The following is a 10,390-nucleotide window of genomic DNA, read 5'->3' as shown; positions in this document are numbered from 1 at the left end:
TTTTGCGTTTTCACAAAAGCGTTATAAATCTTCTTAAATCGCTCTGCCTCACTTAGAGCAAGCCATTCTTTTGTTTTGATCTTCAATTCCTCACCTCCCTTCAAGGGTTAGGATTTTAAAGCGTCTGTCCACGCGTTTTTTACCATTCGTCCATGATCTCTTTCATGACAACTAAACTTTGTTCATAAAACCAAAACCGCTTACCCTTTTCTTTTCTTCTTTCGAGAAGCTTCATCCGGGGATCCCGCAAGAACTCATTTTCCAAAAATGATTTACTCATGCACGTTCTTTTTGACATTTCATCCAAATCCCAAGTGAAAAGCGTATTTTTAAGGGTTTCGTCTAATTTTTGATTGATGTAATCCCTTATTTCAGATTGATTCACATCAATGTTAATTTCAGCTATCGGCAACTTACGAAACCTCCTTCATATCAATGATTTTGACAATTTTCTCTCTGATTTTTTTGCCTTCTCTTTTACCGTGTAAAATGTCGGAGAGATAGGGGCCTGAAATGTTTAGCATTTCGGCTAATTCTTTCTGCTGCATACCATTGAGTATTAACCAGGTCTTAACCCTTTTTCCGAAATCCAATTCCACAGAAAACACCTCCTATATATTTTTTGCTAATTATTTAGCTTTTTGTTGACTGAAAAATAGGATATATGCTAATATCTAAGCATAGCGAATAAACCCTACAATTACAGCCTTTTACGTTGGGGAACGTGGTCTTAGGCTTTAGTTTGTAGTGTCCTGAAAGCTAAATAAGTAGCTTATGAACACAGTTTAATAAACTATATGCTAATTGTCAACACAAAAATAGCATAAAGTTTAATTTTTGTCATAGGCTCATTTAAGGATGGTTGATATGACAATAGTTGAAAGGATAAAAAAGTTGGCAAAAGAGCATAAAATATCTTTGGCTGAACTTGAAAGGAAGACCAAATTATCAAATGGGACAATTAGAAGATGGGATGAAAAAACTCCAGGTATAGACAAAGTTCAAAAAGTAGCTGATTATTTTAACGTCTCAGTTGATTACCTTCTTGGCAGAACAGAAAAAGAAAACTTTGAGCCTGAACTTACTGCTAAAGATGAAAGAGATATACAGAAAGAGCTACAAAAAATTATAGAAGGGTTAGAAGGCAAGAATGGATATGCTGCGTTTGACGGCCAAACTCTTGACGATATGGATGATGAAGATAGAGAACTGTTAATTGCTAGCTTGGAAAACTCCCTACGTCTTGCCAAAAGAATTTCAAAACAAAAATTCACTCCTAAAAAATATCGTAAGTAGGTGCCTTTTTGTGGAGTCAATTACTTCAAAAATCAAATCAATAACAGAGAAATTTCAAACAAACAATCCATTTATAATTGCAAAAGAATTAGGAATTGAGGTGGTTTATGAAGATTTAGGAAAAGCTTTGGGGTACTACAGTAGACATTTCAGAGTTAAAGTCATCCATATTAATCAGAATGCGAATGAACATAGTAAGAAGTTTATTTGCGCCCATGAATTAGGTCATGCGATCTTTCATCCAGACGCAAACACTCCTTTTTTAAAAAGGCAGACTCTATTTTCAACAGATCGAATCGAGTTGGAAGCGAATTTTTTCGCAATTAATTTGTTGTTCTCATCCTTTAATGGCTGTGTAACTGTGAAAGAAGCAATTGAACAATACGGAATCCCAGAACAGTTAGTCATATCTAACATCGCTAAAAATTTTTAACCCAAAAACAGAACGTACATTCTGTTTATTAAAGGAGGTGATGCCCAAAAGCTGGTCTTACCGTGATTTTTTACGGTAGATACCTTCTCCCCTTTTAAAGCGTCTGTCCACGCACGAAAGGGCAGATTTAAATGAAATTGTATAAATCAAAAAAAGATAAAGAACTGTATTATTATTTCAATGCCAAAAAGGAAAAACGATGGTGCTATAGACATCGGTATTATGATGCCTTGGGGAACAGAAGAGAAAAAGGCAAGATGGGCTTCAAAAATGAAAATGACGCCTATAGGGCTTTACTTGAAGTGAAGGCCTCAATATTAGACCGTGGCGCTAAACAAGTTGAAAAATCCAATTTAACGGTTTCAGAATGGATGGATATATGGTTTGAATCCTATAAAAACGATTGGGAAATCTCTACCCAGAAATATCGTAAGAATGCTATTAGGTATCATATAAAACCTTTACTGGGCAAATATAAATTATCCAATTTAGACAAAACACTCTATAAACGTGTTTTCATCAATGAACTCTTAAAGGATTACAAACCTAGAACCGTCCAACTATTCCACGGTGTTTTCAAAACAGCTGTAAATGCAGCAGTGGATGATGAAATCATTCCTAGAAATCGTTTTAATAGAATAACCATTTCGTTGAAAAAGGATGATGAAAATTTTTTAACTCCCAACGAGTTATACAGATTTCTAACTGCTGCAAAAGAAAAATTAGATATCACAGAATACTCACTTGCTTTACTGTTAGCATTCACAGGGTTGCGGAAAGGTGAGGCTTTCGGTCTAAAATGGGGAAATATTGATTTTGGAGAGAAGACTCTCACAGTCGAGCGAACACGAGATGAAAACGGAGTTAGATCACCCAAAACTAAAAATAGTTACAGGACAATTCCCGTTGATGACATAATAATAGAGAAGCTAAAAACTTACCGAGCCTGGTGTAAACAGGCCATGCTCAAAGTGGGGAAACATCTAACTGATGATGATTTTGTCTTCATTTCCACTAAGACAGCCGAGCCGGCAAGCTACCGTACCCTTAGTGATAAAATAAAACCTATCTGTGCAAAGGCTGGCTGTAAGCCGATTACGGTTCACGGCTTACGCCACACCCATGCAACAGTTTTAATAAGTCAGCGAATACCCGTCAAAGTGATCGCAGACCGTTTGGGAAACACCCCACAAATGATTTTAAAGATTTATGGTCACTCATTCAAGGATCTGGAACAAGAAACTGTGGAGGCATTTAGTCAAGCTTTAAAAGCAGTTGGGGGAAGTTTTGGGGGAGCTTTTTAAAATATCCCCTTTCCCTTCAGTATTCATAAGGTTTGATTAAATTTACTACGATTGTAAATTACATTTCCTGAATTTTTTGTTATGATCAGAAGTATACTGTCAGATTAGGAATGAATGCCAAATGATGAAAAATATACTCGGGAACATGCTTGTCGTTACGCTCATCTTTCTTCTGATCATTTTTGCCCTTGCGCTGCTTGTCGGTGCCTATTTTTTCGGAGTGACCGGCTTTTTCGCGATTTTCGGCGTTACCTATGATTCACCGGGCTCCTTGCTGCTGTTTATTCTTTTGAGCTTTGTAATCGGTTTTATTTTTGAAATTCCCGAAAAAATTCTCGCCCTGCTGATCGGGCATAAATTCATAACATTTGCAATCGAATGCTTCTTTACTTGGCTCGCGATTCACATTGCCGATGAGATGATGGACAGCATCACGATCCCTCTTGATGTAGAAATCATCGCCTGTATGTTTTTATTCGTGATCCAGCAGGCGTTTGAAGACATTGACGAAAAGAACAAGGCGGAAAATATCTAAAAAAATAGTCCATTGCAATCATTTCAAAATAGGGCCTTTAGAAAAGGCTCTTTTTTTCGCTATAATTATATAGACCGATCAGTATAAAATGAAAGGTGATCAAACGGATGAAGGATAAAACAAGCAGCCGGGATAACATCTTGCGCACGGCTTCGCTATTATTCCGCAAGCAAGGCTACCATGCAACAGGCTTAAATCAAATCACGTCAGAAAGCGGCGCTCCCAGAGGCTCGCTTTATTACTACTTCCCCGGAGGTAAAGAAGAGCTTGCCGCAGAAGCCATCAAAATGACCGGTGAAACGGTTAAAGCATTTATCAAGTCTGCAATCAGCCGATCACCGGATCCGGCAGAGGCGTTTCAAGTCTATCTTCGGACGATGGCCGACGGGTTTGAGGAATACATCATGGAGGATTACGAGGACATTCCGATTGTCTCTTTCGCTTCGGAAACATGGTCATTCAGCGAAACTCTCAGACAAGCGTGTGATCAAGTTTACGAAGACTGGCGGCTTGTTTACGAAGAAAAGCTCATACAGTCCGGCTTTTCGAAAGAAAAAGCCAAAACGCTGAGCCTCGCGATACAAGCGATGATAGAAGGCGCGTATGTGCTGTCCGTCACGAAAAAAAACGGGCGGCCGTTAAGCGCCGCCGCCGAACACATTCAAACGATGATCAAGGAGGGGAAATGAAATGGAGCACACCAAAAGAAGCACATTTATGATCATCGCCATTTTAATCGTGGGCAACTTCCTCGCTTTGATTAATGAAACGGTAATGAATGTTGCATTGCCGAAGATGATCGAAGACTTTAACGTATCAGCAAATACGGCACAGTGGATGTCAACCGGATACATGCTGATGATCGGGATCGCTGTGCCGGTTACTGCCTTTTTCATGCAGCGCTTTACGACAAGACAGCTGTTTCTTACAGCGATGAGCTTATTTACAGCGGGAACCCTTTTGGCAGGCATTGCCCCCGTCTTCCCCCTCGTCCTCACAGGGCGAATTATTCAAGGATCGGGGACGGGACTTATTTTACCGCTGGTGATGAATGTCATCCTGACACTCGTTCCGCCGCATAAGCGTGGAACGATGACGGGGATGATGACGCTTGTGATTTTATTTGCGCCTGCTATCGGCCCTGTCATTTCAGGCTTCATCGTCGAACATTATTCGTGGCGGGTCGTCTTTTTCATGATGCTGCCCGTTGCGTTCTTCATGATCATTTATGCGGCATTCCGCTTAGAGAATGTGACCGAACAGACCAACCCGAAAATTGATATTATATCGATCATGTTGTCTACCATCGGATTCGGTGGAATCGTATTTGGCTTCAGCAACGCGGGAGAAGCCGGCTGGAACAGCCCGATGGTCGTCATCGGACTGGCGGCGGGGATCGCCGGATTAGTCTTATTTGTACGCCGGCAGCTCACATTAAAAGAGCCGATGCTCGATATGCGGCCATTCCGGTCCAAGGTGTTTTCAACGGCAGTCGTCCTCGTGTGGCTTATCATGATGCTGCAATTTTCGATGATGCTGATTTTGCCGCTCTACTTCCAAATGGCGCTCGACCTTTCGCCATTGTCTACCGGCTTGTTGATGCTGCCTGGCGGACTGGTCCTTGCCTGTACCTCTCTCGTTGCAGGACGCCTGTTTGATAAGCTCGGCTTCAGGCCGCTCCTTCTCACCGGTTTAATCATTGTCATCTGCGTGCTTCTGCTGTTTACAAGGATCTCAAGCGGCACTTCGATGGCTGCTGCGATGATGCTGTACGCGGGCTTTACGCTCGGCGTCGGTTTCACGATGGCCCCTGTCATGACGCTTGGATTAAACCAGGTGCCCAAGCCCTTGTATCCGCACGGTTCAGCAATTATGAATACGGTTAACCAAGTGTCGGGCGCGATCGGCCCGGCTTTATACACGACAATCTTGACAACCGTTTCAAACCGGTTTATCCGGCAATCTGCGGTAACAAGCGAAAAGGATTTGCAAATGCAGGGAATGACAGCGGGCGTTCATACGGCTTACTTTGTCGCCATCGGCTTTGCCATTGTCGCGCTGGCGCTCTCTTTTCTGATCAAGGCCAAAAATGAAGAGGTGCAGCATATGTAAAAAAAAGCAGTCCGGGATCAAGCCGGACTGCTTTTTTTCAGCGAATTGTTGCGATTCCTGAGTCAGCTATAATCAAATCGCCTGCCTTGACTGTTTCGTCACATCTGATATACACCTGTCCGACAAGGCCGACCACATTCCATTCATCGCGATCGTTTCTTGATTCGTATTCTTGGTCAGGGCGGTAATCCGGATTTTCTTTAGGGGCCATGACCATTTTGCCGTCAGGGCCTTCTCCCTGATGTTCTGAACACACCAGCGGAAATGACGACTTTATAGCCGCCCTCTCCCATGGCGTCGTGAAACGCCTGAGTATCGTCCGTTACGCCGTCTCCTTTTGTGCCAAAGTCCATCACGTTTCGTTCCATCAAATTGTCGAATTTCGTTTCATAGATTTTCAGCCATTCGTTCAAGTTTTCAGAGGATGAGCGGCACCGATTTTCCGGTCAATCAGCTCGAAGTTTTCAGAAATCGCAAGGTGTGTAATCTGCCAAATGTCTCGACTCCATTTTTTATTAGAAAGCGTCTTCAAAGCGCTTTCATTTATAGGCGGCAAACGTATGACATATAAAAAAGACACGGAATGCTATTCCGTGCCTTTCTATATCAATCTAATATTCTCACTTTAACCGTTTTAACGCCCCAATCGAGCGCGTCTGCTTTATTTGGAATAAATACGTCGATTTTATGTCCGGTAATGGCACTTCCGGTGTCTTCAGCGGTCGCTTCGCCGTAGCCTTCAACATATACTTTGGAACCTAGCGGAATCACGTCCGGGTCAACGGCGATTACTTTAGCATTCCGGTTGGCATTCAGATCGACTCCCGTTTTCGTAATGCCTGAAATGCCGCAGTCGTTTGCCGTATACGCTGTTGCTGTTACGGTGATCTCTTTTGCAGCCGCTTCAGGCTGACTGCTTGGGACTGCTTTCTGTTTTGCAGGCGCCGCAGGCTGTCCGCTTTGGACGGCTTCCTGTTTTACAGGTGCTTTCACACCCGCCCCATCTCCGGTTACCGCCATGGTTTTTCCGGCAAAAATCAAGTCCGATTTGAGGTTGTTCCATTTTTGAAGATCGTTCACAGAAACACCAAACTCTTGAGCGATTTTTGATAATGTATCTCCAGGTTTGATGGTGTACTGCTTTTGATCTGAGTTTTCTTCTTGAGAAGAAATGTTCAGCTTTTGACCAGGCAAAATGATGTCTGTGGAAAGCTGATTCCATTTTTTCAAGTCCTTTAGGTTCATCCCGTATTCGCGGGAAATCCCCCAGAGCGTGTCCCCTTTTTCAACACTAATCTCTTTTGCTGAGGCGCTTGCTCCGAATGCAGTCGCTGACATAGCTGCGGCTGCAGCCAAGGACATTATTGTCTTCTTCATAAGTTAAAATCCTCCCTTGTTAGCTCTTTTGAAACTAACAGGGAAAATCGTAACACAGCAAAATGTCATCCCCGTGACAGATCGGTGTGAATTTGGTTACAGTTTGTTTACTGATATAGTTTGATTTTATATAAAATTTTTAATTTTCCACAATTGGGGCAACCCCGTTTTTAAATAAAGGGAATGGGGTATTGTGTAATGTAAAAAAAAGATTGCGGTGTTTGCCCGAAGCCCTATTTTACATCATCTATATAAGGAAAAAAGAGGATTTTTTAAGGAAATCAGCGGACAGAAAAATTTTCTTCGAAAACACCTTGTAATCTAACCGTAATTATTGTAACATTTGTAACATAAGAGATATATTATTTTTCTTAAGGAGAGAGTTACATTGAAAAAGTTTATCGTTTTTGCCTTGACCGCCTTCTTGATTCTGCCGATCCATACGACAATTAATGCGAAAAATACATCAGGTGACTTAACGAAACAACAGGTTTTGACGATGACATTACAGGCCCGCGAGCATTTTTGGAATACAATGACCGGCCACAATCCGAAAGCAAAACATTCGACATGCGTAACGAAAACGTTTGAATATCAAAATTTGCCGTATGTGTACATGTGCAGTGAATTCAGTACGAAAGCAAAATTGACTAATTACTTGACTCCCGTTTTCACAAAAGATGCGATCACGAACGGATTAAAAAAATACAATATCATCAGTTACAAAGGAAAAATGGCCGTTCCGGTCGGCGACGGGGACAACCTGTTGGATTGGAAGAAGGCAACATTCAAGCTGATCTCCAAAAAAGGCAATGCCCGCACGTATGAATTTACCGTGCCTGCCAAAGACGGATCGCCTTCTGCAAAAAGAAAGATCACATTCGTAAAGGAAAACAAGAAATGGAAAATCAATCAGCTGGATGCCGCCATCTAAACAAAAAAGCTAATGTCTAAAAAAGACATTAGCTTTTTTCATCGTTATACCGTCAGTTCAACAAGGTTGCCGTCCGGATCCTGAATGACGCTTTCATAATAGCCGTCTCCGGTCACGCGGGGCTCTCCTGCGATACGGATGCCTTCCTCTTTTAACCGGCGGGTCATTTCATCTACCTTTTCACGTGAACCCAGAGAGACCGCCATATGCGCATAGCCTTCATTTTCCCCGCTTCCCTCTGCGACGTCCGGCCGCCTCATCAGCTCAAGCCGGGCCCCTGATTCAAACTGTATAAAATACGATTCAAACTGTTTTTTCGGATTGACGTATTTTTCGTTTGCCGTGCCGTTGAAAACCCGCGTATAAAAATCTTTCATTTCCTCTAAGTTTTTCGTCCAAATTGCGATGTGTTCAATTTTCATTTTTCATCCCCCCATTTGATATTACCATATCTTTCTTAGGGGGAAATGTATAGACATAGAAAATTCACGCTTTGTTTTGGGCAAATTTGAACGTATTCATGAAGATCCCGCAGCATATCAAGACTGCTCCGATCATGATCTGGATCGTAATCTGCTCGTGCAATTGCAGCCACCCAAACAAGAGACCGAGTACGGGGACAAACATTAAAGCCATGGATGCCTTTGACGCTTCGATCTGATTGAGCACCCAAAACCAAACGACAAATGTGAAAGCCGTCGAAAACAATCCATTAAACAATATTGACAGAACCGCGCTGTTTGACCACTCGATCGCATGAGAGGGTTCCAATATAAAGGAACAGACGAGCAGCATGACAGCTCCCATCATGAGATGCCAGGCATTCATATGAATGATATCGATATCCTTGAATCGAAGCTTGCTGAAAACATTCGCGATTCCCCAGCTGAGCGCCGCCGCGAGGACGCAAAGCTCCCCTATGATCGCGCCGTGGCCGGCATTGAAACTTTCTTTGCCGAATATGAATAAAAGCCCGATGAAACCGAATATCAAGCCGATCGTTTTATAAACGTTCATTCTCTCGTTTAATGCAAAATGGCTGATCACGGTAACAAAAATCGGCATGGTATATACCAAAACGGACGTTTTTCCCGAATCGACAAATTGCATGCCGTACGTTAAGATCCCCATATAGCCGAGACTCATCAACAGACTCATAACGATATAGTTTTTTAGATGCTCTTTTCCGATCGAGAGTTTTTTTCTTCTGATGAAGAGAATGAAAAATAAAGGAACCGCCCCGATGAACAGGCGCAGCGCCGAAAACAGCAACGGGGGAATGTCGTGGATCGCCAATTTCATCGCCACCCATGTATAGCCCCAAATGAGCGTGACCGAAACGATTCCAAGTATGACCTTGATCATAAAATCCAGCCGCCTTTCTTATAAGATGTCGTGCTCGTTTTTATGATATGCTACCTTTATATATAACTGAAATACTTATTAATTATCGGAGGTATAACCAATTGGTTATGAGCATGAATCACCTTCACATATTTGTGAAGGTCGCAGAAAAACTGAATATTACAGAAGCCGCCAAAGAATTGTTCATCTCGCAGCCGGCGGTAAGCAAAGCGATTAAAAACCTGGAAAATGCGCTGGATGTCCGATTATTTATCAGAGATAAACAGAATGGCTTAATCCTTACCGACGTCGGAAAGGAAATACTGCTGCTGGCAAGACAAATGATGGAAATCGAAAGCAAAATGCATCAAGTGGCCGACCGGGAAAACAAGCTGTTAAGCGGGAAGGTGAAAATCGGTTCGTTCCCCGCCGTCTCGACGAATCTTTTGCCGCAGGCCATCGCGGCATTTAGAGCGGAATACCCGCTCGTTCACATCGAATTAGTTGAGGGGACGTCTGAGCAAATCAAAGGATGGGTAGAGGATCGAACGGTTGATTTCGGAATCGTCACATCCCCGTTTGAACCGTTTGACCATCAAGTATTGTTCGGCGATTACATGGTAGCCGTCATCCCTGAGCAGCATGCAGGATTAAAGGATGCTGCACTCGTCAACCTTAAAACGTACCAGCACGATATGATATTTTGCAAAGGAGGCCATGAAATCGCCGTATCACAAACGCTTGAGCAGCACGGAATCGAATTAAGGGAAACCTTAACGGTCCAAAACGCAGAAACATTGATGAATATGGTCAAACATCAATTAGGCATCGGCATCATTTCAAACTTTACGCTTTCGTCCGTATCACATGAGCTGGTCAAAAAGGATATCTTTCCCCGAATCACCCGCGAGATCGGCATTATCGCGCACTCATTTGGTGAAACCTCCCCGGCGGCACATGAGTTCATCAAGGTCTTGAGCCAATGTAAAGTCCGATAAAGCCCGTGTCATACCCGAAAAAACCGCCTCGGCCAATATGGAGAGACCCAAATAAAT

General features: G+C 42.7%; 15 protein-coding genes. 8 read left to right on the top strand and 7 right to left on the bottom strand.

All coding sequences use genetic code 11. From position 1 onward, the window contains the following. Positions 1 to 139 precede the first annotated feature (139 nt). Positions 140 to 412, bottom strand: a complete 273-nt coding sequence (locus AB447_RS17300) for a hypothetical protein (protein ID WP_048356264.1) — start codon at positions 410 to 412, stop codon at positions 140 to 142. Position 413: 1 nt separating this feature from the next. Further along, positions 414 to 599 carry a helix-turn-helix domain-containing protein gene (locus AB447_RS17295; RefSeq protein ID WP_048356265.1) on the bottom strand — a complete coding sequence of 62 codons (186 nt, stop codon included), beginning with the start codon at positions 597 to 599 and terminating at the stop codon, positions 414 to 416. A gap of 268 nt (positions 600 to 867) precedes the next feature. On the opposite strand from AB447_RS17295, the gene AB447_RS17290 reads away from it, so the two are divergent. From AB447_RS17290 to AB447_RS17265, 6 genes are all read left to right on the top strand, one after another. Then, a complete protein-coding gene (locus AB447_RS17290) occupies positions 868 to 1,296 on the top strand; it encodes a helix-turn-helix domain-containing protein (RefSeq protein ID WP_057957673.1) in 429 nt (142 codons plus the stop codon). Positions 1,297 to 1,306: 10 nt separating this feature from the next. Beyond that, positions 1,307 to 1,729 (top strand): ImmA/IrrE family metallo-endopeptidase, encoded by a 423-nt coding sequence (locus tag AB447_RS17285; protein WP_048356267.1) that lies wholly within the window; start codon positions 1,307 to 1,309, stop codon positions 1,727 to 1,729. A 131-nt stretch (positions 1,730 to 1,860) separates the two neighbouring features. Further along, the gene (locus AB447_RS17280; RefSeq protein WP_048356268.1) at positions 1,861 to 3,033 is read left to right on the top strand and encodes a tyrosine-type recombinase/integrase; all 1,173 of its coding nucleotides are present in this window, start codon (positions 1,861 to 1,863) and stop codon (positions 3,031 to 3,033) included. Between the two features lie 121 nt (positions 3,034 to 3,154). After that, a complete protein-coding gene (locus AB447_RS17275; protein ID WP_048356269.1) occupies positions 3,155 to 3,568 on the top strand; it encodes a YrvL family regulatory protein in 414 nt (137 codons plus the stop codon). A 107-nt stretch (positions 3,569 to 3,675) separates the two neighbouring features. Beyond that, positions 3,676 to 4,257, top strand: coding sequence for a TetR/AcrR family transcriptional regulator (locus AB447_RS17270; RefSeq protein WP_057957672.1), 582 nt, complete (start codon positions 3,676 to 3,678; stop codon positions 4,255 to 4,257). Between the two features lies 1 nt (position 4,258). Further along, positions 4,259 to 5,680: an MDR family MFS transporter gene (locus tag AB447_RS17265; protein WP_048356270.1), complete on the top strand. Its 1,422-nt coding sequence runs from the start codon at positions 4,259 to 4,261 to the stop codon at positions 5,678 to 5,680. A 37-nt stretch (positions 5,681 to 5,717) separates the two neighbouring features. On the opposite strand, the gene AB447_RS17260 is transcribed toward AB447_RS17265, so the two are convergent. The 3 genes from AB447_RS17260 to AB447_RS17250 form a co-directional block, all read right to left on the bottom strand. Beyond that, positions 5,718 to 5,897 (bottom strand): peptidase G2 autoproteolytic cleavage domain-containing protein, encoded by a 180-nt coding sequence (locus AB447_RS17260; RefSeq protein ID WP_048356271.1) that lies wholly within the window; start codon positions 5,895 to 5,897, stop codon positions 5,718 to 5,720. Positions 5,898 to 5,904: 7 nt separating this feature from the next. Beyond that, entirely contained in the window at positions 5,905 to 6,093 is a 189-nt protein-coding gene (locus AB447_RS26960; protein ID WP_048356272.1) for a glycosyl hydrolase family 28-related protein, read from the bottom strand. Between the two features lie 193 nt (positions 6,094 to 6,286). After that, positions 6,287 to 7,057: a LysM peptidoglycan-binding and 3D domain-containing protein gene (locus AB447_RS17250; RefSeq protein WP_048356273.1), complete on the bottom strand. Its 771-nt coding sequence runs from the start codon at positions 7,055 to 7,057 to the stop codon at positions 6,287 to 6,289. A gap of 388 nt (positions 7,058 to 7,445) precedes the next feature. Between AB447_RS17250 and AB447_RS17245 the strand changes: the two genes are divergently transcribed. Beyond that, on the top strand, positions 7,446 to 7,991 hold the full coding sequence (locus AB447_RS17245) for an IseA DL-endopeptidase inhibitor family protein (RefSeq protein ID WP_048356274.1): 546 nt from the start codon (positions 7,446 to 7,448) through the stop codon (positions 7,989 to 7,991). A 44-nt stretch (positions 7,992 to 8,035) separates the two neighbouring features. Here the strand turns inward: AB447_RS17245 and AB447_RS17240 are convergent, their stop codons facing one another. Both AB447_RS17240 and AB447_RS17235 read right to left on the bottom strand, forming a co-directional pair. Then, entirely contained in the window at positions 8,036 to 8,413 is a 378-nt protein-coding gene (locus AB447_RS17240; RefSeq protein ID WP_048407148.1) for a VOC family protein, read from the bottom strand. A 64-nt stretch (positions 8,414 to 8,477) separates the two neighbouring features. Continuing rightward, positions 8,478 to 9,356 carry a DMT family transporter gene (locus tag AB447_RS17235; protein ID WP_048356536.1) on the bottom strand — a complete coding sequence of 293 codons (879 nt, stop codon included), beginning with the start codon at positions 9,354 to 9,356 and terminating at the stop codon, positions 8,478 to 8,480. 101 nt (positions 9,357 to 9,457) lie between these two features. Between AB447_RS17235 and AB447_RS17230 the strand changes: the two genes are divergently transcribed. Continuing rightward, positions 9,458 to 10,333, top strand: a complete 876-nt coding sequence (locus AB447_RS17230; RefSeq protein ID WP_057957671.1) for a LysR family transcriptional regulator — start codon at positions 9,458 to 9,460, stop codon at positions 10,331 to 10,333. Positions 10,334 to 10,390: the final 57 nt, after the last annotated feature.

The organism is Bacillus glycinifermentans, assembly GCF_001042475.2.
In the GTDB taxonomy this organism is placed as follows: Bacteria; Bacillota; Bacilli; order Bacillales; family Bacillaceae; genus Bacillus; species Bacillus glycinifermentans.
Note: the sequence above shows the minus strand (reverse complement) of the source record. Positions and strands in the feature narration are given on the sequence as shown.

Bases quoted from the DNA above. Each gene is read 5' to 3' on its own strand.
- AB447_RS17290 (WP_057957673.1), top strand. From the start codon at position 868: ATGACAATAGTTGAAAGGATAAAAAAGTTGGCAAAAGAGCATAAAATA.
- AB447_RS17280 (WP_048356268.1), top strand. From the start codon at position 1,861: ATGAAATTGTATAAATCAAAAAAAGATAAAGAACTGTATTATTATTTC.
- AB447_RS17275 (WP_048356269.1), top strand. From the start codon at position 3,155: ATGATGAAAAATATACTCGGGAACATGCTTGTCGTTACGCTCATCTTT.
- AB447_RS17270 (WP_057957672.1), top strand. From the start codon at position 3,676: ATGAAGGATAAAACAAGCAGCCGGGATAACATCTTGCGCACGGCTTCG.
- AB447_RS17265 (WP_048356270.1), top strand. From the start codon at position 4,259: ATGGAGCACACCAAAAGAAGCACATTTATGATCATCGCCATTTTAATC.
- AB447_RS17260 (WP_048356271.1), bottom strand. From the start codon at position 5,897: ATGGTCATGGCCCCTAAAGAAAATCCGGATTACCGCCCTGACCAAGAA.
- AB447_RS17250 (WP_048356273.1), bottom strand. From the start codon at position 7,057: ATGAAGAAGACAATAATGTCCTTGGCTGCAGCCGCAGCTATGTCAGCG.
- AB447_RS17240 (WP_048407148.1), bottom strand. From the start codon at position 8,413: ATGAAAATTGAACACATCGCAATTTGGACGAAAAACTTAGAGGAAATG.
- AB447_RS17235 (WP_048356536.1), bottom strand. From the start codon at position 9,356: ATGATCAAGGTCATACTTGGAATCGTTTCGGTCACGCTCATTTGGGGC.